Source organism: Halomonas sp. (genome assembly GCF_052095765.1).
Taxonomy (GTDB): domain Bacteria; phylum Pseudomonadota; class Gammaproteobacteria; order Pseudomonadales; family Halomonadaceae; genus Halomonas.
This window is the reverse complement of sequence record NZ_JBQDJZ010000039.1, coordinates 1-24046: the sequence shown is the minus strand read 5'-3', so window position 1 is coordinate 24046 and position 24046 is coordinate 1. Positions and strand designations below refer to the sequence as shown.

The 24046-nt window shown below is 54.5% G+C and carries 16 protein-coding genes and 1 pseudogene; 3 read left to right on the top strand and 14 right to left on the bottom strand.

The genetic code is table 11. The features are described 5' to 3' along the window. The 3 genes from ACTH3D_RS06930 to ACTH3D_RS06920 all read left to right on the top strand — a co-directional run. Nucleotides 1-1453, top strand: a 1453-nt coding sequence (locus ACTH3D_RS06930) for a DUF6311 domain-containing protein (protein ID WP_441666333.1), incomplete at its 5' end; no start/stop codon positions are given. Beyond that, nucleotides 1446-2489, top strand: a complete 1044-nt coding sequence (locus ACTH3D_RS06925; RefSeq protein WP_441666332.1) for a glycosyltransferase family 2 protein — start codon at nt 1446-1448, stop codon at nt 2487-2489. The genes ACTH3D_RS06930 and ACTH3D_RS06925, both read left to right, overlap by 8 nt. Further along, complete coding sequence (locus tag ACTH3D_RS06920) at nt 2482-2883, top strand: GtrA family protein (protein WP_441666331.1); 402 nt, start codon at nt 2482-2484, stop codon at nt 2881-2883. Before ACTH3D_RS06925 ends, ACTH3D_RS06920 begins: the two co-directional genes overlap by 8 nt. Nucleotides 2884-3129: 246 nt before the next feature. Here the strand turns inward: ACTH3D_RS06920 and ACTH3D_RS06915 are convergent. The 14 genes and pseudogenes from ACTH3D_RS06915 to ACTH3D_RS06850 all read right to left on the bottom strand — a co-directional run bounded on the left by ACTH3D_RS06915 (nt 3130) and on the right by ACTH3D_RS06850 (nt 23910). Next, a pseudogene (locus tag ACTH3D_RS06915) lies at nt 3130-4094 on the bottom strand (DDE-type integrase/transposase/recombinase). Nucleotides 4095-4769: 675 nt separating this feature from the next. Beyond that, entirely contained in the window at nt 4770-5075 is a 306-nt protein-coding gene (locus ACTH3D_RS06910) for a glucosyltransferase domain-containing protein (RefSeq protein WP_441666330.1), read from the bottom strand. Next, the gene (locus ACTH3D_RS06905; RefSeq protein WP_441666329.1) at nt 5076-5297 is read right to left on the bottom strand and encodes a hypothetical protein; all 222 of its coding nucleotides are present in this window, start codon (nt 5295-5297) and stop codon (nt 5076-5078) included. Beyond that, on the bottom strand, nt 5294-6421 hold the full coding sequence (locus ACTH3D_RS06900) for an acyltransferase family protein (RefSeq protein WP_441666328.1): 1128 nt from the start codon (nt 6419-6421) through the stop codon (nt 5294-5296). The genes ACTH3D_RS06905 and ACTH3D_RS06900 overlap by 4 nt, the downstream gene beginning before the upstream one ends. Nucleotides 6422-6571: 150 nt before the next feature. Beyond that, the gene (locus ACTH3D_RS06895; protein ID WP_441666327.1) at nt 6572-6793 is read right to left on the bottom strand and encodes a DUF6447 family protein; all 222 of its coding nucleotides are present in this window, start codon (nt 6791-6793) and stop codon (nt 6572-6574) included. 89 nt (nt 6794-6882) lie between these two features. Then, complete coding sequence (locus ACTH3D_RS06890; RefSeq protein WP_441666326.1) at nt 6883-7674, bottom strand: SapC family protein; 792 nt, start codon at nt 7672-7674, stop codon at nt 6883-6885. A 124-nt stretch (nt 7675-7798) separates the two neighbouring features. Continuing rightward, nucleotides 7799-12634, bottom strand: coding sequence for a DUF4214 domain-containing protein (locus tag ACTH3D_RS06885; protein ID WP_441666325.1), 4836 nt, complete (start codon nt 12632-12634; stop codon nt 7799-7801). 487 nt (nt 12635-13121) lie between these two features. After that, on the bottom strand, nt 13122-14144 hold the full coding sequence (locus ACTH3D_RS06880) for a glycosyltransferase family 4 protein (protein ID WP_441666324.1): 1023 nt from the start codon (nt 14142-14144) through the stop codon (nt 13122-13124). Further along, nucleotides 14141-15931 (bottom strand): methyltransferase domain-containing protein, encoded by a 1791-nt coding sequence (locus ACTH3D_RS06875; protein WP_441666323.1) that lies wholly within the window; start codon nt 15929-15931, stop codon nt 14141-14143. Before ACTH3D_RS06875 ends, ACTH3D_RS06880 begins: the two co-directional genes overlap by 4 nt. Next, a complete protein-coding gene (locus ACTH3D_RS06870; RefSeq protein ID WP_441666322.1) occupies nt 15928-17163 on the bottom strand; it encodes an ABC transporter ATP-binding protein in 1236 nt (411 codons plus the stop codon). Before ACTH3D_RS06870 ends, ACTH3D_RS06875 begins: the two co-directional genes overlap by 4 nt. An 80-nt stretch (nt 17164-17243) precedes the next feature. Then, a complete protein-coding gene (locus tag ACTH3D_RS06865) occupies nt 17244-18062 on the bottom strand; it encodes an ABC transporter permease (protein ID WP_441666321.1) in 819 nt (272 codons plus the stop codon). Then, on the bottom strand, nt 18059-20959 hold the full coding sequence (locus ACTH3D_RS06860) for a glycosyltransferase (RefSeq protein ID WP_441666320.1): 2901 nt from the start codon (nt 20957-20959) through the stop codon (nt 18059-18061). Before ACTH3D_RS06860 ends, ACTH3D_RS06865 begins: the two co-directional genes overlap by 4 nt. A gap of 225 nt (nt 20960-21184) precedes the next feature. Beyond that, nucleotides 21185-22378 (bottom strand): glycosyltransferase, encoded by a 1194-nt coding sequence (locus ACTH3D_RS06855; RefSeq protein WP_441666319.1) that lies wholly within the window; start codon nt 22376-22378, stop codon nt 21185-21187. Next, the gene (locus ACTH3D_RS06850; RefSeq protein WP_441666318.1) at nt 22375-23910 is read right to left on the bottom strand and encodes a mannose-1-phosphate guanylyltransferase/mannose-6-phosphate isomerase; all 1536 of its coding nucleotides are present in this window, start codon (nt 23908-23910) and stop codon (nt 22375-22377) included. Before ACTH3D_RS06850 ends, ACTH3D_RS06855 begins: the two co-directional genes overlap by 4 nt. Between the last annotated feature and the right edge of the window lie 136 nt (nt 23911-24046).

Here is a 24046-nt window from a genome sequence, read left to right as displayed (position 1 = left end):
GTGTCAGTTATCCTACATACATTATGCACGAAAACTTTCGGTTAGGCACTTAGTCAACCTGAGCCTCAATGCCGCTTTAGCCTGTCGCCTATTACTACACTGTGGACTACCTTGGCTAGCCGCACTATTTGGCGCCCTGCTATTCGCTGTCCTGCCCGCCGTAACGTTGCGTGGACTAGGTGCTCATGGGCATGAAGCATTAACCGCACACTGGTTACTTCTCTTAGCAATCGATTTTTTGCTTTTTCGATCCAGTGTGTCACTCAGCAACGCCACACGCTGGCTGGCACTACTGGCTGCTGCCGTTATGGTGCATTTTTACCTTTTCTTCATGGTTGGCGTGCTATGGGCCGGCTGGTGGGCTAGAGCCGGCTGGCATGCAGAACAACGCGGCCGTTGGCTAGTATGGCTGAGTATCGGCACGCTGACCCCGTTGATTATTATTGCGCTGATGTGGGCAATCGGTTACTTCCAGCTAGGCCAGCAAACGCATGCCAGTGGTGGCTATGGTTACTATTCTGCTGAGTTGTTGACCTTCTTCAACCCGCTCAATTCTTGGCTAGTCGGTGCAGGACTAAGTTCTATATCTACATTATGGCCAGGTTGGACAACACCTATCGAAACCCAGAACGAAGGTTTTTCTTATGCCGGATTTGGGATCATTTTACTATGGTTAGTTGTACTTTATGGGTTGATCAAGGATGGAGTTATTACTACTTTTCACGCACTTTCCGAGCCTGCAAAATGCTTACTTGGCCTGACTACAGCACTTTATTTTCTCTCCATGAGCGACCATATTGTCATTGGCTCCGTGACTCTTGACTTGCATTATGAAAAGCTCCTTGGGCCACTGAGTGACTATCTAAGAGCGAGTGGCAGGCTTGCCTGGCCGCTACTTTATACACTAGTACTAGGCGCTCTTGTCTGGATTTCTCGACGCTTTTCTCCGCTACGACTGTATCTGCTGTTAGCATTAGCGGTTAGCATACAGCTTATCGACTTACGCACCTGGCATACTTATCTTCACGACTCAGTGGCTGCTCGAGTAAAAAAAAGCCAGCATGAACCTCGGCCCTATGCCGTATTGAATGCTCCTCAACTCATCCCGTTATGGCGAAGTCACCGTCATCTAGTCGCACTACCCGCTCATGACCTAGACATGCTCAAGCCATATCTATGGCTTGCTGCCGAACACGACCTATCAATCAATGTGGCCTACCTGGCGCGAGTGTCAAAAGACGTCGTCAATAATGCTACTCAACCTTACCGTAGCGCCCTTGAAAACAACCAACTGGAAGAGAATACGATTTACCTGCTGACCGATAGTACATGGCCTCAGTATGTGTGCCCGCTTAGTGATGTTCGCTGCGAACATCTAGACGACGGCGTTACGCTAGCCTGGCGCGACATCAGCAGCTCTTCTAATAATTCAACGAGCCTTCAGAATGACTGATACAGTGCCCCCACAGACCACTCGCTTGCTTTCTATTGTCGTCCCTGTACTCAATGAACAGGATGGCCTGAAAGACTTTATTTCAGCGCTGTCTAGCGTGCTTGACGACAGCCAGTTTCGGCTTGAAATTTTATTTGTCGACGACGGTTCAACCGACGCTACTCTTGAGCGGCTGCGCCAGCTAGCATGCTATGATTCGCGTATTCGCTACCTTTCCCTAAGCCGAAACTTCGGCAAAGAAGCGGCGTTGACAGCGGGTTTGTTGCACGCCCGGGGAGATGCGGTTATACCAATGGATGTCGACCTCCAAGACCCACCCGAAACCATACCCGCGTTCCTGCGCTTGTGGCAGGAGCAAGGCTACGACATGGTATATGGCGTGCGTGAGTCTCGCCACGAAGACACCCGCCTCAAGCGCAGCTCCGCCGGCTGGTTTTATCGCTTATTCAACCGTATTGCCGATGCACCAATTCCTGCCGAAGCGGGGGATTTTCGCCTGCTTGATCGCCGCGTGGTCGAAGCACTGCGTCGCTTACCAGAGCGCAACCGTTTCATGAAGGGACTGTACGCCTGGACCGGCTTTAGCAGCATTGGCGTTCCTTACCAGCGCCCAGCGCGCACCACCGGACAGAGCAAGTTCAATTACTGGAAGTTGTGGAATTTCGCTCTTGATGGCCTATTCAGCTTCAGCACCCTACCACTACGCGTATGGAGTTATATCGGCGGATTTACCGCCCTACTGGCATTCATCTACTTAGTTATCATTATTAGCAAAGTACTACTGCTAGGACGGGACGTGGCAGGTTATGCGTCACTGATGTCAGCTGTGCTGTTTTTTGGCGGCATGCAACTGCTATCAGTCGGTATCCTGGGGGAATATGTCGGGCGACTGTTCATTGAAAGCAAGCAGCGCCCACTTTACCTCATAGCAGAAGACAGTGACGCTCAGCCGCAACACGACGGCAAAAACAGCACCACGAGCAGCACCACGAGCAGCACCACGAGCAGCACCACGAGCAGCACCACCCATGATTAACTCTCTGAGCCACCGATTCTATGCGCTGCGCAGCGAACTTGGCCGCATCCTGCGTTTTTGTGTGGTTGGGGGGCTTGCGACCCTGGTACATATTGGTCTTGCGGGCCTACTGTTGGCCGCTTGGCTTACAGGGCCGATATTTATTATCAATCTATTGGCCTATCTCGGCGCTTTTACCTGCTCATTGATCGGCCACCAACGTTTTACGTTCGGCCAGCGGGCGCACTTTCTGCGCTTCATACTAATGTCACTAAGCGGCTTTGCCGTTAATAACTTAGTGCTAGCCTGCGGGCTATGGTTAGGCTTCTCCCCATTCTGGGCCATTACTAGCGCCACCGGCCTCGCTGCCGCTGTCAGTTACCTGATCTCTCGGCGATGGGTATTCATAAACTAAAACCATCACTCTTAAGCCGTCACGGAATAGCTTAGCTCACTTGCCTGCATAGCTTACTTACCTGTAGTGAGGCTGAGCACCAGCTGTTTACCATCCCACTGCAACCGGTAATAGCGTGACTCGTACAGTAATACCTGCTGCGTGCTCGCCGGAGGAGAAGCGTGTGGCGTTGTGACAATCATCTCTGTGAATAACCCGCGCAAATCTAGGGCGGGCTCATTCCAGTAATCGCCTTCTTGTAATCCCCTAGGTGTCGGGTCCCGTGTGATTAACCACCCGCTTGGTAAATAACTCAGGCCGTTTAGTTTGCCACTCCTTCATTGCTGCAATCGGTGATTGATGATGCAGCGCCTTCTGCGGGATGTGGTGATTGTACAGCCATGCGTACCGCTTGAGCGTCTGCTCCAGGTCTTCGCTTGAAACATAGCGCCGAGTGGCCAGCACGTCGCTGATACGGCCGTTGAAGCGTTCTACCATACCGTTCGTCTGTGGTCTTCCCGGCTTGATCAAACGATGCTCAATCTCATGGGCTTGGCACTCTTGATCGAAAGGATGGCGACCACTGGGCTTGCGCTCACCCGCCCGGGTAAAGCGGTCGGTGAACGACTTGCCGTTGTCGGTCAACACGGTCTGGATCGTGAAGGGTGCCTTCTCTTCCACCCGTTTCATGAACGCTTGAGCATCCTTCGCCGACTGGCTGCATCTGACCTCCAGATAGACCCAGCGCGTGGCACGGTCAATGGCGACGTACAAGTCGCGTTTCTGCTCCTCGTCAGGCATCTGGGGCAGATGCTTAATGTCGATGTGCACATAGCCTGGCGCGTAATCCTTGAAGGGGTTGTGCAGTGGTTTTTCGTCGTCGCCAGCGTCGGTACCTCACGCCGTTTGAGCATGCGATGCAAGGCGGAGCGAGACAAGCAGGGATTCAGGAACTCTCGCGCCACGACGAGAAGATCATCCAGGCCGAGGCGAAGGAATTCACGAGCCGCGATCAGCACCTCTTCCTGTTCGGAATTGAGCGTGGCCAGCAAGTTGTGACGCGTGTGAGATTGGTCATGGACATCGTCACGATATCGCCAGCGTTGGATAGTCGCGGTAGAGACGCCATACTGGCGGGCCAGCTCACTATTCGTGATGCTGGAGGACGCTGCCTGGATCTCGGCACGGGTCTTTGGTGTCGTCGTCGCTTGTTTATGCAGTTTGATGTCCATGAACCTGCTCCCGGATAAATTGCTGAAGAAGCGCCCTCGCGGCTAGCAGAGGATAACTTCTATAGGCGACTTGATCATCCGGAACCCTACACCTAGGTAACAAAGTACGCACCAAAGGATCTTGCTGGCGACTACGCTCCACTAGCGGTGGCCAAGCCCAATCACCCTCAATGACCAGCCGATCACGACCATGCTGCAGATACTGCGTGTTGACTCGGGCTGAAATATCTCGAAGCAACCACGCTTCATGGCGCTGCAGTTCACCCAGTAAAGCGCCGAAAAACCACGCCTGCACCAACACAGTCACCAGATACACAGTGACAATACTACCAACAATGTATCGCCAGCCCACCGCCACATTAAGCTGCCAAGCCAGCAACGACCAGCAAGTCACCACACCACCTAACCCAACAAACACACGCGGCTGCCAAACAAGATTGCTTAGCGCCAACATCAACCCGAATAGCGCCAACAGCGACAGTGCCAAACACAACAAAACAGCCCAACGCATTCGCCACGAACTGGATTGAAATGCACCAGACAGCGCCAAACAACAACAAAGTTACCAGAGTTAACGGATGCAGCCATACCACCGCATGCTGCCAGGCAGTTAACAAGTTCCGCCATGCCCCTAGGGGTAATGCCGAAAGAATAAAATACTCAGCGTGCTGGGCGCTATATCGCTACCCAACCGCCCCAAACCCTCGGTGCGTGCAGACAGCACAGCGCCACAAAAACATTTACCGCCGGCTGATACAGCATCAACGTTACCAGCAACCATCCAGCAGAAATCCCTATACCAAGATAAGGCCGAGGTGACCATAAAGCACCAGCCGCCAGCACCCCACTCAATACCGCCAAGCTCATTGACAGAGCATCAAAGCGAAACGCCATATTCCCGATAAATAGCGACGTTGCGAACAGCGGCAGCGCCATCAGGCCGATGGCCAGCAGTTGCGGCAGCGGCGTTGTATCCAGCAACTACCCTCCACGGGCAAAAATATGCATCACCAGCGTGGTCAACGGGCGGCCATTATCCTCCCAGCCCAAGTTACCCCATAGGCTACGCCCTCGGTCGTCGAGGAAGCGATAACCTGATAGCCAGATACCCGACCATAACAACAAGTAGCTCAGCAGAGACCAGCGCAGCACCCAACAATCGGCGTAGTGCTCGCCAGAACCCAAGCCCAACAACCTCGTCATACGTCCTTTTTTTCGGTTTGCGCAGCGTTTGGCGACGGTGAAACATAGCGCCGCCGTTGAGCCAGAAACGGCCGCTCAATACAGGCATAACTAAGTGAAGCAAGGGCAATACACAGCACCAGAACCACTAACAGATTCGCCAGGAAGTTAACCGCAAACCAAGCCGTAGGCTGCCATACACCTAGGTATTCCAGCCACAGGTAAAGCACGCTGGCATGCAACAAGTAAAAGGAGTAACTAATTTTACCACAGTGTACAAACACAGCCCCTGTACGCTCAGCGATTCGGCCGCGCACAGCCGGTAACGACAAATACCCCAGTATCAACAACGCCCAGCCAAAAGACTCTATGCTGGACCATACGATCCATAGCGTCTCATGGCGATTTTCGCTGAACGTACTGGCATATTTCGCCAATAAAAACAGCATGGTATAGCAGTAGCCTAACGCCACCACAAACAACGATATGCCATGGCGCGCCAATGTTTCACGATGCCTCGCATAGAGCACCGCCGCTGCCATGCCGATCAAAAATTGATCAAGTCGCCCCGGCAAAGTGGAGTAAAACACATGAATAGGGTTCGCGACGCTGGTGTAAATCAACAGCTTAAATAGCAGCAGTAACAACCACACTCCAATCATATAACGCCAGCCTTGAGCCATAAATGCTGCCGCCATGAAAGGAAAAATCAGGTAAAAAGTAAATTCCACCGAAATAGTCCACGCCGCGCCAGTCACAAAATGATCCGAAGTCGGTGGGCTACCAATATTGGAAAATAGCAAATAAAAAATATCGCTGGCCTGAAATTCATCTCGCCCCAAGGTAATAGCGAGATAAAATATCACCAAAAACAGCGGCACAATGCGCAGCACTCTATTTGTCAAAAACTGACGATAGCGTATTGGCCCCTGCAGGGCGATCAACATAAACAGGAAGCCCGACAAGCTAAAGAACAGCGCTACACCACTATGTCCTTCGACAATAAAGCCGATTCCGGCAGCATCCGGGTTAGGCTGCCAACCATGAAAAAAGTAATGGTAAAGGTGAAAAGCCAGCACCAAAAACGCCGCTGCAAAGCGCAGGTGGTCTAAGCGTGGCAGATAAGCAAGGTTTGCAGAGCGCATGTGGCTGCCATGACGTTAAAAATGATGCGACGCCTTTCATTGAACATAAAGAATAGACAAAGCCTACGCTTTATGATCCAGACAGATTAAAACTTAAACAAACAACGGAGCCGCATACGGCCCCGCTGCTGACCCCTGCGGGCACTCGTGTCAGTGAGCTGTCGCCTTTAACCCTTCAATTTCTTCCTTAAGGGCATTGGCATAGGCGGAGCGAGCAGTCTGGGCGATGGCCAGCTGGTGGTTGAGACGCTGAATCTCCTCATCGGTGATACGCAGATTCACCAGCTGCTTCTTGGCTTTCTCGCTCAGATTATCCAGCTTGTATTCTTGACCATCAATAGTCACGGTGCGTTCATCTTTCTTTTCGACCATAGAGCATTTCCTCTAACATAGTTAATAAACAATCAAGAGTCGCCGCATGATAACGCAACCCACTGCGGCTTGTCAGGCAGCAACGCTGCTTATTCGTCACCGAAATCCAAGTACAGCTCCTCGTCCTCAGAAAAGAAGTCGTCCAGATTTTCTGGTAACGGCGCCTCGGCCGGCGCCTGCTGCGCCGTAAAGCGGCCGCGCTCCAGCAGCCGCGGCAGATGCTCCGCGGTCATCGGCTGCAGCGTGACCAACGGCAGTGCACCCAAGGTGTTAAGCCGTTCCAGCGCCTCGCCCTTCAATCCCGCCAGGGCCTTGGATTCAACTCGCCATAGGCCGGGCATGACCTCGGGCTCGGCATCCTTCTCCAGGCGCACCTTCAGTGGCCAGGGCACCAGCAACCCAAGTTCGGTCATCAGTCGACACGCCTGGTGCGTCAAATCACGCTGGCGCTCACGTTGCTGAAGAAAATTGGCCACACCAGTTACATCGCTACTCGGCTCACCCTCGGCATCGAATAGCGGCTGCGCACCACCACCACGCTCCACCAGCTGATCGCAACAAACCCCCAATACTGGCTCACCGGACTCGTTTCTGATCATATCGAACGGGTAAGCGCGCAGTGCTGCGGGCACATAACGCGAGAGCCAGCGGCCTTGGCGGTCGACATAGAGGTTATTCCCTAAGCCAATATCGGTGATAGCCACAAGCTCCGGTGCATCTTCTTCACCAACAAAAGCGAGCACGTAGTCGCCTAATAACTTCGGAAGCTCAGCCAGCACCACGGGTAGATACCTGAGCGTAGCAGCGAAATAAAAGCTCTGGCGCGGTCGCCAGGCGAAGTCCGCATGACGGCGCCGTGAAACAGGCTGCCAATCACTCATGACGTTCTCCTTTCAAGAAATAAAAAAGCCCCGCGTTGCCGCGAGGCTTCGTTTTACTGACTACATCTAACGATTCACCGAAAAACTGCCAGCCGCCCTCTTCGACGGCTGGACAATGACCTATTTAGGCAATGTTCGCCAGATCAATGGAGTTCAATACACCGATTTCAGTAATCGATTCGATAGTCGCGACCTGATCCACAGCCCAAACTTGGCCATTAGTATCTGAGTCGATGTCTTGGACGTAATAAACGTCGAAGCTATCAAAACCACCATCGTTATCAGTGTCCATACCCGCGATGACTACACCTACGCCGTTGTCAGCGATGCTTAAGTTGGATGCATTAACGCCATCCAGCACAAAACCATCGTTAACTTCCAGCACGGCGACACCGCCAGTAAAGACCCCTGTCGGAACAGGACCTGAAGTCCAGTCATGATGCACTAACGCATTAGCAGAAGTTACACCATTAAAGTTGGTGAAGTCCAGCACGTCCTCAGCACCAGGGCCACCATTTTCAAAGTTGAAGTTGGTGATGGTATCGTTACCTTGGGTGTTGAGGTTCTGTTGCTGCAGTGCATCATAGGCAACGTCACCAAACATAACGGTGTCTTGGCCACCATTAACGTTGCCGGACAGTGCAATCTCATCATCACCAGCGCCACCAGTGATAGTAGAAACCTCAGCACCTACGGTCAGCGCCGTGATGTCATCATTACCCCCGCCACCAGTGACAGTGGATGCATTGACATCCTCGACGAGGATAGTGTCGTCACCCTGGCCGCCATTGACGGTAGCGGTGTTGACATCGTGGACATGCAGGTTGTCATCACCCTGGCCGCCATTGACGGTAGCGGTGGTGACATCATACACCTCGACGGTGTCGTCGCCGTCGCCGGCATTGACATTGGCCGTAGTGGTATCGAACACGGTGATATCGTCGTCACCGCCGAAGCCATTGACGGTCACGGTGGCGTTGTTCTCGCCGTCGGCAACGATGGTGTTGCCGAAGCCGCTGTCGTTAACCGTTTCGACATCATTGGCGAAGACGGTGCCGCCGATGGCACCGACGATATTGGTAGTATCGTTTCCGGCACCACCGTTAACGGTGATATCGCCGTCATCAACATTCTGGGCGATGGTCACGACATCGTTACCGCCGAACAGGTTAATCTCTTCGACGTCGGTGACGTCCAGTAGATCAATGCCTGTGTTAAAGAACCCAGTCGTTGTGCCATTGACCGTGTCGAAGCCTGCACCGCCATCGACAAACGTGACGGGGTTAGGACCAAACCCAAAGCGGTTCTCCAGGGTTAAGGTATCGTCACCGCGACGCAGGTTATAGGTATAACCCCGCTCCATATCGGTCAGGGTGTCATCGCCGTAGCCGGTGGTGACGGTATCAAGACCCACACCAGAGACGTTGCCCAGACCATCGATCTGAACGTTATTGCCGGTCTCGAACTTGATCTCCTCGATGCTGGTAAACGAGGGGTTCTCCAGCTGGGCCATCAGGCTATCGAGCTGATTGCTGAGAGCGAAGTTCAGCTGCACGGTATCGCGATTGCCCAGGCCATCGACGCTATCTCCCTGCTGCACCTGATCAAGGCTGGCGGCGACAAAGGTGTCGTTGCCGGCGGTGCCCACCAAGGTGTCAGCGTTGGTGGTAAACAGCAGCGCCGGGGTGACCGTCACCGTGTAGGTGCTGCCGGCCAAGCTGAGATCCGTACCGTACTGCGGCTCGGTGACCTGGCTGCCGTTGATATAGATATCGACGTTGCCATTGGTCTCGATGCGTACGTCCTTGTTGGCATCGATAGTGCTGGGGTCGAGCTGGATATTGACGCGGCTGCCGGCGGCCACTTCCGGATCCACGCGGATCACCAGGTCGGCGGTGCCGGTGGTCTGGTTGATCACATGATCGCTAAGCTCGATATCCCAGGTCTGGGCAGTGTTGAGGCTCGCCTGCAGCTCGATGATCTCGAGGCCGCTGACATTGCGCAGATCCGCCGCGGTGATGGTCGCCGCATCGATCACCCGCAGGGTGTCCTCGATGGAGTCGCCGGTACCGCTATCGGCATCGTAGTTGAGCTCGAGGCGATGGCTGATGGAGGCGTCGTCGGCCACCACGATATCGCGGATGTTGCCACCCTCCAGCGTAAAGCTGCGACCGGAGACGGTGCTCAGCGGAATATCGGTGATATCCACGGTCTGAGTGCCCGGTTCGGTGCGGAAGTTGACCGAGTCCACCGCCGGATCGTTGCTGGCCACGTAGGCGTCAGTCGTTTCATCGTAGAGGTTGTTATCACCGGAGGCATCGCCATCGGCGAAGTCCACCGCATCGACCGGATTGGGGTTGAAGACCGGAGACTTCCCGATCAGCCAATCCTCCAGGGTCACGGCACCACCAGAATACTGATCGTAGTCACCGTTGGCCCACTTCGTGCGAATATCATTATATTCAGCACGGCTCATGCCCTGATCGAAGTCGGTCCTAACACCACCAACCCACTCGCCATCAACGAGCTCCGCATCTTCAGTCAGGAACGCCAGATCATTGCTAAAGGAGTTGGTGGTCTTGACCGTGATGTGGTTGTTGTCGGCGGTATCGAAGTTGTCGGAAGAGAGTTTCAGCACCTGCCCACTATCCCACAGATCGAACACCTCGATGCTGGTGACGCTGCTGGTCTCGGAGATGCCGGTAGTCACGATGCCGCTGGTGTAGTTGCGCAGCGACAGGGTATCGCGACCCTCACCACCATCGATCACATCGTCGACGGTCAGCTCGTCGGCGTTCAGCATCAACTGGTCGTCGCCCTCGTTCAGCTCGACGTTCAGATAGTGATCGCCGTTGATGACCACCACGTCATCACCTTCGCCGGCCACGATCTTGGTCTGCCACTCTTCGAAAGGCAGTCCTGCGGAGGCGTTATCGATATTATTGGCGGCCAGGCGTGAGCCCTGAATCAGCAGGTAGTCGTCACCGGAACCCAGATCGATATCGTGAACACCGTCACCCTCGATCCAGACGGTATCGTCGCCGGCACCGGCATCGATGCTTTGCCCACCCAGCACCCAGTCGCCATTGCCGTCGAAATGACCGCCGTCGACATGCATCTCGAGGCTATCGTCGCCGTCGCCGAGGCTAATCTCGTAATCACCCTGGCCGCGATTGACGGAGGCGTAGTCGACATCATCGGGGTCGATACCCTGGCCGTCATCTACCTCGCCATTGATATAGACGGTATCGTTACCGGCACCGGTATCGACGCTGCTGACCCCATCGCCGTAAACGACAGTACGCAGGTCATCGACATCGCCGTTGATATAGACGGTATCGTCGCCTTCGCCGCTGGTCACATCCTGCAGGCCGGTGGCGTTCAGCACCACGGTGTCGTCGCCCTCACCGCTGTCGACCATGTTGTGACCGATGGTCTGTTCGGCGGAGTAGGCCTCGTCGCTGCTGTTGCCCACACGCAACAGATCGTCGCCGGTGCCCAGGGTATAAGCACCGTTGGTACCGCGAACCTGCTGACCACCAGCAAACTCACCGCGAACATCGATACGATCATCGCCCTGGGCGCCCAGCACCACCAGCGGATCGATCAGCGCACGATTAGCGGTGATGGCACCGTGGCCCAGCAGATCGAGGGCCAGATCGGCATTCAGCTCGGTGGCATCGACCAGCTTGACACCCTCGTCGAGGAACTTCTCGATCTCGAGGTTGGCGTTGCCGTCGATAAACAGCTCGTTAAACACCGGGCCGACGTTCAGCTCCCAGACATAGTTGTCGGGGGTGACGTTGACCTGAGTACGCTCATCGGAGGTGATGTTCACCTGGTCGACATGCGAGCGCAGAGCACCACCGGGGGTGTTCTGGATGCCGGTCACGTTCTGCAGGGTGATGGTGGAGCCATCGACTTCCTGCAGATAGAGATCCACGACATCATCATCGCCGCCGAGCAGGGATTCGTAGGCGTTGGTGTCGTAGCTGAGGGTGTGGTTCAGGTTGGTGTCGATGATACGCAAGTCGGTACCATTGACATTCTGAATATCACGGAAGGTGACGGTAGCAGTTGCCAGGGTCGCACTCTGGTCCTGAGCGGCGCTGGGCAGACCACCCTGAGTCGTCTGGTAGGACTCCAGGGTGTTGTAGCCGTCGGAGTTGGAGAGATCGAAGGTGATGCTATCACTGCCCAGCAGGTTGGGGCCGTTGACCTGGATCTTCTCGATATTGCTCAACGTTGGCGCAGTGACAAAAGCACCAACACCCTGAGCTACAGAAAGGTCAAGCGTATCATCACCACCAGCACCGTTGAGGCTATCACCGTTTTGCAGAGTGGCTTGCGTAGCGAAGAACGTATCGTTATCCGGAGTACCAGTCAGAATATCTTGCCCAGTTGTGAGCACATAATCCTCACCAACCACCGGCGCGCTAACCAAGCTGCCAATAACACTACCAACATCGACATCAGCCACTACGGTGTTTTGATCAATCGTGGCGAGAAAATCACGGCCGGCTTCAGAAGCAGCATTGCCTTGATAGGCTAAAACAGCTTCGGTCGTGCTCAGGCCAGCAGTAAACTCGTCAGCCACCGCCAACTTGTTATCCAGAGCGACTTTATCGTCATTCTGAGCACCGTTGGCGATTTCATAAGCGATTTCGGCCAACGTTTTGCTACCACTGTTCAGAACACCAGTATAGAACTGCAGGCCCGGAAGATCAGCAGAACGGTTGAAGAGCTGCTCGTACAAGTTATTAATCAGCTGAGAGCTGGATAGACCACCAAACATGTCATCAAATTCGGCCGAAGTGCCGAATGTATTCATGACAGAGTCAATACCGTTCGCCTCAATAACCCCAGCCCAGTACTGAAGACCTTCCGGATCAGCAGGACGTCCATAATAAGCGACGTACAACAGCTGTGCTTGATTCAAACTTTCTTGTGAAGTTGCCATGGGACTATAGTCTCCTTGCCTTTATGGATGCTGATAATGACCAATAACTTACGCCAAGCATCAGCACAAACCTTGAGCGCTCAAGGTGTTCGTATAAACCTACCATTGCCAACAGATCACCGCAGCATGCATAGCGACAACCCTTCCTGACCCTACCATACCTCTTTAATTAAATCTATACAAAAAGCATGGTAAACTGCTCGCTTCTTTTCTGTCAATCAAATCTATCACCAAGCTGACCGGTATCATTTCTACTCAGCTTAGGGCCAAAACCAAACCAACAAGAAAGTCTAATAGAGTTTTAGAACACTGCTCGACTTCTTCTCCGTAGCCATCCTAGCCTTTAACTTGCACGCCTGCAAGAGAACCCAATCACAAAGGAAAAATCAAATACCAGCAAGTCAAAATAACGAAACAACACCCTACCAGGCAAAAGATAGCGCGCTTTGACTAGGCGCTGAACTGCCACCTCTCTGCCTCAGCAATATCAACAAGCAAGTGCTTGAACTACTCGTGACCAGCCGATATCTGCCTGAGCGTAGGCCTTTCGGCCGTTCTGGCCAAGGGCCGCACTTTTGCCAGGGTTGGCCCAGGCGTCATCCAGTGCGGCGGCCAGGGGCTCGGGCTGTGGGGCAACTATCCATCCGTTGTGGTCGTGCTCGACGAAGGCCAGGGGGCCGCCGCTGTCTGTACAGGTGATGACCGGTTTGGCAGCCAGCATGGCTTCTAGGGTGACGTAACCGTAATCTTCATCAAAAGAAGGAAAGGCGACGGCGCGTGCATGGGCATAGAGGGCAATTTTTTGGGCCTCGCTGATGCGTCCCAGCAGACGAACTCTATCGGCAACGCCCAACGTTTCAATCAGTTGTTGCAGTGCCTGGCGGTCGCTGCCGTCGCCGGCCAGCAGTAGACGTACGGGGCGCGAGCAGGCCGCGACAGCGCGTATTAGCAGCGCCTGACGCTTTAGCGGCTCTAGCCGGCTGGGGTAGAACACATAGCCCCAGTCATCGCCACAGGTGAAGCGCTCGGCGCGGTAGGGCGGATGGTAGAGCGGCTCGGCTGTCAGGTTGTTGTAGTGCTTCAGGCGCTCCGCGACGCGGGGTGAGTTGGCATATAGGCGCTGAGCGGCGCCCAGGTGGCGGCTATCGTAGGCGCGGACTTCGGGAGTGAGCTCGAGCAGGGCAGGGCTGGCAGTCGCGGCGTCAAACAGCTCATAACAGGCGCGATGCTGATGCATCAGCCATACCACATGGTTTGGGTGTTTTACGCCGTAGCCTGGAAATTGCAGGCTGATGACCCGGTCGACGGGAATATCATTGGGCGCGCTGACTTGCAGGCCTTCGGCGTAGGCCATCTGTCGACGTATATGGTGTTCATCGTAATGGAAGGGTAAGCGCAGGCATTCTACTTGGTGGCCGTGCTCACGTAGCGCTGTCACCAAGCCCTCAACGTGGTAGTCCGCGCCACCAGCTATAAAAGGCGTGTGGTTGGCGGTCACCAGCAGTTTCATGGGTGCTTCTCCTCCGCCTTGGTGCCTATCACCGCGTAGTCCATGGGTGCGGCCAACATGGTGTTGAGGCGCTGTGCCGCGGGGCTTTCGCTTGCCACCCGCGTATCATCCGGCGGGGGGTTGAAGCGCTGCACAATGGTGTCGCTGAAACCGTGGAACTGCAGCAGGAACTGCAGGGTGGGCGGAGTCAGCGGGTTACGGTGTGTCAGATCGTGGTAGAAGCTGTAGCTGGCGACAATCAGGTTTTCTGGGTTGGGGGTTTCGAGAATCAGTACGCCACCGGGAGCCAGGGCGCGATGGGCCTCGGCCACCAAGGTGAATAACGTTTCAAAGGGCAGGTGTTCGGCGATATGAAACCCGCTAATCAGCGCCAGGCTGGCATCGGCGCTGTTGCGCAGTGCGTCCAAAGCATCCTGCTGAGCTACTGTGAAACCGAGCTCGCGACAGTGAGCGACCATGGTGGCGTTGAGGTCTATCCCACGAGGCTGAAAACCAGCTTGAGCCAACAAGCGCAGCCACTCACCACGACCACAGCCCAAGTCCAGCGCCTGATCACCGACTTGACGAGCGCGAGTCCAGGCATCGCAGTAGTTGTTCAGATGAGCAGCAATATCGGCCTCAGGCCCACGGAAAGCCGCCTCAAATGCTAGATAATAGGTGTCGAGTTCGCTGGGTGGCGCGGCGACAGATTCGGTTGCTTGAAGTGCCTCTGGCTCAGTTATGAGGCGGCTGGGAGCACTGTTAGCACGGCGCCAGGCAGCGAATTGCTGCCACAGAGCCAGCTGACGGGCATATTCATAATCCTGTCTCTGGCCGAAGTGGCGCTGACGATCGCCCATTTCCAGTACAGCACTGGCCAGCTGATAGCGCTCTGTATGCCAGGCGGGCAACATTTCACGCAGCACCTCATCCACTTGGCATAGTGCATCCGCCAGCTGCTGTTGATTTTCCCGTAACGCATCCGCCTGTTGTTGCTGATTGATACATAAGGCGGTTGTTGTTGCCCATAGCGCTTTTTGTTGAGCGTGCAGGGAGTCCTGGCGCCAGCGCTTGCAATTTAAGCGTGCCCGCCACGTCCAGCCCAGGTTCAATAGTTTGGAAGTAATTCTGCTGACCGGCCCAGCAGAGTGATAGCGACGCCAGGTACCACTCAGCTTTTTCAACGCTTGCGTCAACTCCGGCGGCCTATCCTCAAGGGCCGCTATTGTTTCCGGAGACTGTAAAAACTCGCCAAGCACGTAGAGCCTGCAGTGTCGTGACAGACTATGCAGATAGTTGGCCTTGCCTTCGTCGTCAGCGGCTCTACCCAGCAGATGCTGGTAAAGGCCGTCAATGAAAGTACTATCGTCGGCGTTTGGTGCTATCAACACACTGAGACTGAATCGCTCTGGGATATGACGCCAAGCGGTATCTGTTAGGGTGTTGCTAGGAAAAGTTACCGCGGAGTGCAAGCCAGGAGCCTCGCGTAGATCGGCCAACCGCTGAAAGTTAAACTCTAGAAGCAGTTGCTGCTGTTTTTCTAGATGGTCACGCAGCTCAGCCAGCCGATGGAGATCAAGTCCAGGAAGCGGTTGCGGCTGTTTTTCTAAACGGTCACGCAGCTCGACCAGCCGATGGCGAAGTTCAGGAAGCGGTTGCGGCTGTTTTTCCAGACAATCGCGCAGCTCTGTCAGTTGCTGGTACCAATCGCCGAGGGGAGGGGCGATGGGTGGTTGGTCTTCATCTAGGCTATTGGCCGAATCACTTAGCCGACGAATTAGCGCATCCAGGTCGCCGGGGCTAGTCATATACTGTTCTCCGGTGCTGCTTCGGGCGTGGTACTAGATGTGGTACCGAGGTCGATCTGGCAGGGTAGCTGGCACAGCCCTGAAAATTTGCTGCCTAAATAGCCAGCGACTTCGAACTGCAGTGCGCTGTCGTGCCACCAGTAACAGTCGTCCAGATGATGGTCGCCAGAATGTAGTGCGAGCGTGATGGTATATTTTCCTGGCGCGATAGCGGCCTTAATCGCTAGGCGCACTTCACGGTGCTCTCCGGCAGCCAACTTGAAGGCACCTTGTCGCTGATGTGTGTTAGTGCCGAAGATATCTTGGCCGAAGCGGTCGCGAATCAATATGCCCAAAGCGATATCGTCAAGTGCTTGCTGGGCATGCAGTGTCAGGTTCAGCTCGAGCGTTTCGCCGCTGCTTAGAGTCGATCCGCCGCTGAGCTGGCCCAATGCGCTGGCCTGAGTGATGGTGACTTGACGAGTGCCGTAGGCGCCTTGTTGACGATTTTGGTGGCGCCCTTCTTCCTCTTCGGCCTGGCGGGCCATAAGGCGGTTATAGAGGTTAACCGCGCCCTCGGGGTTGCCTTCGTGGATGACCTGGCCGTCTTCCAGTACCAGCGCGCGATCGCACAATACCTTGACAGCGTTGAGGTCATGGGAGACGAACAGGATGGCACCGCCATCTTCTTTGAACTGGCGAATGCGTTTCATGCATTTCTGCTGGAAGTAGCCGTCACCTACTGAAAGCGCTTCATCGACCAGAAAGCAGGCGGGGTCAGCATGAATTGCGATGGCGAAACCCAAACGCATAACCATGCCTGAAGAGTAGGTACGCAATTGCTCATGGATATACTCGCCAAGCTCGCAGAAGTCGATGATGGCTTCGCGACGAGCGTTGATTTCAGCATGTGTCATGCCCAGCATCAGGGCATTGGCGGTAATGTTGTCGGCGCCGCTGAGCTCGGGATTGAAGCCGGTGCCCAGTTCAAGCAGGCCGGTAACGCGGCCGTCGATATGGATGTGCCCGGCATCTGGCAGTAGGACGCCGGTCATTAGCTTGAGCAGGGTGGATTTGCCGGCCCCGTTGCGGCCCAGCACGCCCAGCACTTCCCCCTTGCCTACCTGAAAACTGATGCCGTCCAGCGCCACGTGAGTGGTGTGACGGGCGCGGCCGGTGATGGCTTCGCGCAGGCGGTCAACCGGTTTGGCAAACAGCTTGAAGGATTTGTGCAGGTTGCTGACGGTAATCATGGCCAGTGTCTCGTATGAACGGTCCTGAACGGGCCTGGATACAGCCCTGAGCGGTTTTATAGACAGTCTTGAACGGTCTTTTATAAACAGTCACGCAGGTCGCGCTCGGTGCGCTTAAGCAGCCATAGCGCCGTAGCCACTAGCACCACGGACAGTAACACCATGCCAGCCAGACCCACCAGCCCGGGCAGACGCTGATACATGATCAGGTCGCGGTAGGCATCGATCAGCTGAAACAGCGGGTTGTAACGCATGAGCCCTATCACTCCATCAGGCAGGATATCGCTGACGTAAACAATTGGTGTGGTCCAGAACCACACCGGCAGCAGCACAGCCACTGCTTCTTTAATGTCTTTAAGATACACCGCCAGCACTGCCAGCAGCAGGCCCAGGGAGTAGGTAAAGGCCAGCTGGAGGGCGAAAACCAGCGGGACACCCAGCCACCAGACACTAATCGGGAAGTCGATCCACCAGAGGAAAACAGCAAAAAAGCCCATGCTGATGGTGTAAATGACGGCTTCGGCGAGTAGTACCGAGAGCGGTAGTGCCTTAAGCGACACCTTGACCTTAGTGATCAGATTGGCGTGTTCGCTGAACAGGTTGGTAATCGAGCTCAGGCTCTTGGCGAAAGCTGTCCAGGCCAGAATACCGGCAATCAGATAAATGCTATAGGTGTACTGATCGATCTCGGCGCCGAAGCCTTCCAGGCGGGCGCCCATGATTTTGGAGAACACCAGCACGAACACCAGGATGTTAATCAGCGGGGCGATCAACGTCCAAGCTTTGCCGATTATCGAACCTTTATGACGGTCAACAAGCTCCTGGCGGGCCAATAGCCAGATCAATGGCAGCTGGTTGCGCCAGCCTTTCAGGCGCAGGGCGAGAGCAGAAATACTCATGAATTTGGCTCCACAGGCTGCGGCTGCCCCACGGCGAGAGGCGTAGGCTGGTCAGCGAGGATGTGTCCAAGCCACTGCTGAGCGCTGGCCGCCCAGTCATGGTGGGGCATGCCGCGGGAGCCGGCTAGCTCGCCGCTCTGCCAACGCTCAATCCAGGCGGTGAAGTCTTGTGCTAGCTGTTTGGCGTCGTTGGCGCTGAAATAGTCAGCGTGTTCGCCAGCCACTTCGCGGAACACCGGAATATCGCGAGCCAGAATGGGTATGCCGTGATGTGCAGCTTCAATCAATGGTAGGCCGAACCCTTCGCCAAAAGATGCTGCCACTAAGCCATCACAGCTAGTATAGAGGCGTGCCAACAGGGCGTCGCTGGCACCTTCTACCCAATGTAGGCGTAGGTTGTTTTGAGAGTGGCAACATAGGCGACGTGACAAACTATCGACGTCCCAACCTTGCTTACCGACAATGCATAGATTGACCTCGATGCCTTGATCCCAGCAGTTCTCGATAGCCTCCAGTACCTGACAATGACCCTTACGTGGTTCTAGGGTGCCTACCATCAACAGAGTGGGGCCTCTGGGTTGGGTAATGGCTTGCAATAGGTGTTGCTCGTCATGTGCCAGCGGCCCAGCATCCGCACCGGAAAAATCAGCGCCAAGATGAAAGTGCTCCACCCAAGGTGATGAGGGCAGATCTAATGCGGCCAGTTCGTGTCGAACGTTATCGGCAACGGTGGCAGAAACACAGGTAATGCCATCCGCCCGTTCAGCGATACGTTCGAACCAGGTACGCATCCGCTCAGGAGTGTCCTCAGGGAAATATTCTGGCAGATATAGCGGCAGCAGGTCATGCACAGTAAAGTAGCAGCGCACGCCGCGTGCACGCATTTGTTTTAAGGCATCGCCGGCCTGCTCGAGTAGCGGTGGCGCCCACTCAACGCTAACGTAGATGTCGCCAGCACGCGCCTCGCAGGGGCGGTCTGGCACCGGCGGCTCGATGCCCAGCTGATCGCTGGCAAAGCCGCGAGCGAGATGGAAATCATCGCCGCCCCAGCGAATCAGTTCAACACGCCAGCCCGCTGGCGGGTGGCGCAGCAGCTGGTCGGCTAGGCGTCGGGTAACGCGCTCGATGCCGGTCTTGAGGTCGTGCCAGGCAATGGTGCTGATATCAAACAGGATGCGTGGTAGCTGTGTAGGCGCGGTGGTATCCAGCTGGCAGAGTGTCCGTGTAGCTTCCATCAGATCTGGCATGTCCAGCTGCTGTAGCGCCAGGTGACCTGCTAGAGCGTCTGTACGTCGGACTTGATGTTCGCGACGCGTCTGGCCAGCAAAGTTCTCTATGGCTTGATGATAAGCCGCTGCGATGCTTGGGGGATCAAGTGTTTGCGCTACAAATGCCCTGGCAGCCTCTCCTAATACTTGGCGGCTCTCATTGCTCATCACCAAAGAGCGCAGAGAAAGGGATAGCTCGCTTTGCGTAATCAAATCGGGGAGCAGGTTGACGGCTGTGCTGGGCAGTTCTGCGCTACTCCCATGAGCATTAACAATCAAGGGCAAACCTTGCGCCATTGCATCAAAAATAGCGCCTGAAGATTCGCCACGTGACTGCTGACGAAGTTGCACTGCAATATCAGCAGCCTGTAACCACTTGCGATAATCTTCATGAGATACATAGCCGGTAATACGGATGCGCTGGCCACATGGGTGGCGCTTGATACGCTGCGATAGTTGACGACCAAAATCGCCACTATGCTGCGCCCCTACTAACACTAGCTGCACCTTAGCCGCTTCAGCCCAGTCAGCATCTAGCACAGTATTAACAAGAAGATCACTAAGTTTTTTGGGACTAATCCCACCAAAGCTAGCGATAAGGCAAACACTGTCTTCGACACCCAGTGCTTCTCTAGCTTTGCGGCGTAGAGATGACGTGGCGGCACAAGGAAGCTTTCGCAAATGCGGAATAATAGCAGCTTGTTCGCGCCAGGCATCAAGGCGCCAATGTCGGTCTAAATCACGAGCAAAATTTGAGTGATAGATCAACCCAGCCGCTTCATGGGTGACGAAGCTATTAACTGGGTAGGAATCTGGTCCGTGAGGTGTAAGCATGCTTTCATCAGTCATCGCCAACGCACCCGGGAAACCATGATCAATAAACAATTGTTGCCGAAGCCCATCCGGCCAGGTATTACTCTCTTGCAACCACCAAACAACATCGCAAAGGAAAATATCGTGAAGCACCACAACGCCAGGATGGCGTCTTAGCAGCTCAAACTGGCAATTGTGATAAGGCGAGTTGCCAATTTGATAGAGAATACGGTCATAATATTTAGCGTTAGTCGCGAATGTAGCAGCGTCAACTATCTTGAAATGACTCGTTAAGCTGGCAGCAATGGACTCCTGATCGACAACTAAAGTGATGTCGTAATGCTTAGCTAAGACAGGCAGTAGCTCAGCACTATAATTGGCAATTCCTGTAGGTTCTGGCGGCAGCGGTGAAACAAAGGCCAAGCGCAAACGGTTATTCTGTTTGTGTGTGGTGCTAGTCGATAACGGCTGGAGTAACTGCTTCCAAAAATCACGGGGTGGCTGGCCAAAACAGTCAATCATATGAATTTTTTCTGGAGCCAGTCCAGCGATAAGATGCTGTAATGTAATTAAAAAAAATGTTGCATCGACGCTTTTCAATGCCGCTTCATTCGCTTGCGTAACACTATAAATATTGGTTTCTTCAAGCTGGGGCGATAAATACTGGCGAATACGTACTAGGTCTTCATCTTGAAACCCAACAAGTAACAGCCTATCTGCAGTTCTTTTTGTATCAACCAATGCCTCAAACCAACCTTTACCCGAGGGCAGACGCTGGCCAGAAGGATTATCTATGATAAGGAGTGAATGCGTCATGGTTGTCGGTTCCACCGCTGTTGCAGGTCGTCTAGCAAGCGTTTCTGCTGTTCGCCTCTCGCGTCGAAAGTATCCGGCGGGACCTCGTGGATATAGATGCTACCGCCGTGCATAATTCTGAGCACAAGCCTACGCAATCGTGGAACTCTTCTTAAAACACGTTGGCCAGTATACTTTATTCGCGGTGAGCGATTCAGATGGTTGAGCAGGCGCGAAAGCAGATTCTTAACGTAGCGTTTCATCAGCTTCCTTTGCTGTGATGGTAGTTTCAGGGTGAAGTAGCGTCAGCCACTGTGACCAAAAGCGTGTGGCATTGAAGTTGCTGGCCTGCTGACGACAAGCCTTGGGGGACACGGTCTGGCTTTCAAAGCAGGCGAGCCCTTCTAAAAGGCTGGTGGGGGTTTGCTCGGCAAAGAATACTCCGGTGACTTGTTCCCCATGCGACTCATCCCGCACTGTTTCTAAGGCGCCTCCTCGACCATAGGCAATCACTGGTGTGCCGCAAGCCTGCGCCTCTAGCGGCATGATACCGAAGTCTTCTTCTGCTGCAAAAATGAAAGCGCGTGCCTGGCTCAGCAGGTGAGCTAGCTGGGCATTCTCTTGGTAACCGAGCAATTCAATATTTGCGGCACCCTCCGCCATCTTTTCCAGACGTCGACGTTCGGGGCCGTCGCCAACAACTTTGAGATGTCGGATGCCGTCCTCACGAAAAGCCTGAACAATCAAATCTATACGTTTATAGGGCACTAAACGAGATGCCGCCAGATAATAGTCGCCGCGTGGCCCAGTATTGAGCGCAAAGGTATCAAGATTGACCGGCGGGTGAATGATCGTGGCACGCCGTCCGTAATACTTGGCGATACGCTGGGCGACGTTTTCTGAGTTGGCAATGAACTCGTCAACCTGGCTGGCGGTAAAGTAGTCCCATTGGCGCAGCCGCTTGAGCGTACGGCGCACGTAAGTTTTTAGGCCGGGTAACGGCAATTTGGCATCGCGCAAGTAGGCTTCTTTCATGTCCCAGGCATAACGCACTGGCGTGTGGCAATAGCAGATGTGTCGCTGCCCAGGATGAGTTACCACGCCTTTAGCAACACAGTAGCTCGACGAGATCACTAGATCGAAGTCGCGCAGGTTGAATTGCTCAATGGCATAAGGCATCAGCGGCAGATAGTGGCGGAAACAACGTTTGGCCATTGGTAGGCGCTGAATTAGGCTGGTGTGTACGCGATGATCGGCCAGCCGACCACGCTGGTTAACCGGCATGAAATCAACCAGTGTAAAGACCTCAGCCTGAGGAAAGGCCTGCAAAAGCGCATCAAGCACTTTCTCCGCACCACCTTGCACTACCAGCCAGTCGTGCACAATGGCGACGCGTTGGTGCTTGGCCCAGTTCTGCAGGCCGCTCAGCGCCTTGTTCATTGCGCCGATGTTGCAGGGGGCGGGCTGGCTTGCGTGCGGCCATACACATCATCAAAGCGCACGATATCATCCTCACCCAAGTAGCTGCCGGTTTGTACCTCAATTAGTTTGAGAGGTATCTGTCCGGGATTTTCAAGGCGGTGAACCGTGCCCAGAGGAATGTAGGTGGATTCGTCTTCGCTGAGCAGAAAGCTACGCATGTGCTCAATATCACCGTGTCCATCGCCTAGCGTAACCCGAGCTGTGCCAGCGACGACGACCCAGTGTTCCGCTCGGTGATAATGCATCTGCAGAGACAGCTTCTCACCCGGTTTGACGACGATCTCTTTGACTTGAAAGCCTTCCATCTGCACTAGAGTGCGGTAGTGCCCCCACGGACGATAGACCTGCGGTAACGCCTGGCTTTCCTTGCGTTTCTCGCGCTTCAGTGATTCGACGATAGTTTTGATGTTCTGAGCACAATGGCGGTCAGCCACCAGTACGGCATCTTCAGTTTCAACCACAATAAGATCTTGCACGCCGACGGTGGTGACTAAACGCGAGTGGCTGTGCACTAAGCTATTGCTGGTGTCATGTAGCATGACATCGCCACGCACGGCGTTGTTCTGTACATCGTTGGCCGAATGAAGCTCGAAAATAGCATCCCATGCTCCGATATCGCTCCAGCCTGGGTCCATGGGAACAACAGCTGCTCGTGTCGTTTGTTCCATGACGGCGTAGTCAATAGAGTCGCTACGGCATGCTTCAAGGGCGTCGGCATCAAACCGCACAAAATCGAGATCTTCGTGGCGACCATTGAACGCCGCTTGGCACGCTTGTGAGATATCCGCTGCGCAAGCTTCCAGCTCTTCCAAATAGCGGTCAGCGCGGAACAGGAAGATGCCGCTATTCCACAGATAAGCACCACTATCGAGATACACTTGTGCTCGTTCAACATCAGGCTTTTCAACAAACGCATCAACGTTATAGCCTGAATCGAGAGGTTCGCCACGGCGGATATAGCCGTAGCCGGTATGCGGTTGACTTGGTTCAATGCCAAACGTCACCAGATAACCTTGCTCGGCTAATGGGCGACTGTTTTCTACGGCGTCACGGAACGCCTGTGGGTCGACAATAACATGGTCGGCCGGCATGACCAGCAGCAATGTATCCGGCTGCTGTAAAGCGACTTGCTGGGCAGCCAGAGCTACCGCTGGCGCAGTATTGCGAGCACAGGGTTCGAGCAGGATTTTATCAGCATCTATAAGGGCAGATTGTAGCTGCTCGGCTACCAAAAATCGGTGTGCCTCATTGCAGACAACCAGTGGCCCACGAATATTGCTCATGCCAGTTAACCGCAGAGCGGATTCTTGAAGCAGGCTGTACTCGTTAGAATTGAAGCACTGAAATTGCTTGGGGTACTGCTCGCGAGATACCGGCCAAAGTCGGGAGCCAGACCCACCGGACAGGATGACAGGAATGAGCGGGGCACTCTTACTGTGAGTCAGTGAGTTCAAACAAAGGCTCCTTGCCAAAAGTCGGCTATTGAACATGGTAAGGTAGTCGGCTGATGGCGAGGATAATAGCACTCATTCGCGCGCATAGCAGCCGTCCCAATGGTTATGATTGAGTGGGTTAAGTGGCTATTCAAAATTTATCGTGCGCTCAGACCCGTAGCCGTCGAGTAGG

Bases quoted from the DNA above. Each gene is read 5' to 3' on its own strand.
- ACTH3D_RS06880 (WP_441666324.1), bottom strand. From the start codon at position 14,144: ATGAAACTGCTGGTGACCGCCAACCACACGCCTTTTATAGCTGGTGGC.
- ACTH3D_RS06855 (WP_441666319.1), bottom strand. From the start codon at position 22,378: ATGAACAAGGCGCTGAGCGGCCTGCAGAACTGGGCCAAGCACCAACGC.
- ACTH3D_RS06920 (WP_441666331.1), top strand. From the start codon at position 2,482: ATGATTAACTCTCTGAGCCACCGATTCTATGCGCTGCGCAGCGAACTT.
- ACTH3D_RS06900 (WP_441666328.1), bottom strand. From the start codon at position 6,421: ATGCGCTCTGCAAACCTTGCTTATCTGCCACGCTTAGACCACCTGCGC.
- ACTH3D_RS06925 (WP_441666332.1), top strand. From the start codon at position 1,446: ATGACTGATACAGTGCCCCCACAGACCACTCGCTTGCTTTCTATTGTC.
- ACTH3D_RS06860 (WP_441666320.1), bottom strand. From the start codon at position 20,959: ATGACGCATTCACTCCTTATCATAGATAATCCTTCTGGCCAGCGTCTG.
- ACTH3D_RS06885 (WP_441666325.1), bottom strand. From the start codon at position 12,634: ATGGCAACTTCACAAGAAAGTTTGAATCAAGCACAGCTGTTGTACGTC.
- ACTH3D_RS06890 (WP_441666326.1), bottom strand. From the start codon at position 7,674: ATGAGTGATTGGCAGCCTGTTTCACGGCGCCGTCATGCGGACTTCGCC.
- ACTH3D_RS06865 (WP_441666321.1), bottom strand. From the start codon at position 18,062: ATGAGTATTTCTGCTCTCGCCCTGCGCCTGAAAGGCTGGCGCAACCAG.
- ACTH3D_RS06850 (WP_441666318.1), bottom strand. From the start codon at position 23,910: ATGTTCAATAGCCGACTTTTGGCAAGGAGCCTTTGTTTGAACTCACTG.
- ACTH3D_RS06895 (WP_441666327.1), bottom strand. From the start codon at position 6,793: ATGGTCGAAAAGAAAGATGAACGCACCGTGACTATTGATGGTCAAGAA.
- ACTH3D_RS06870 (WP_441666322.1), bottom strand. From the start codon at position 17,163: ATGATTACCGTCAGCAACCTGCACAAATCCTTCAAGCTGTTTGCCAAA.
- ACTH3D_RS06875 (WP_441666323.1), bottom strand. From the start codon at position 15,931: ATGACTAGCCCCGGCGACCTGGATGCGCTAATTCGTCGGCTAAGTGAT.
- ACTH3D_RS06905 (WP_441666329.1), bottom strand. From the start codon at position 5,297: ATGACGAGGTTGTTGGGCTTGGGTTCTGGCGAGCACTACGCCGATTGT.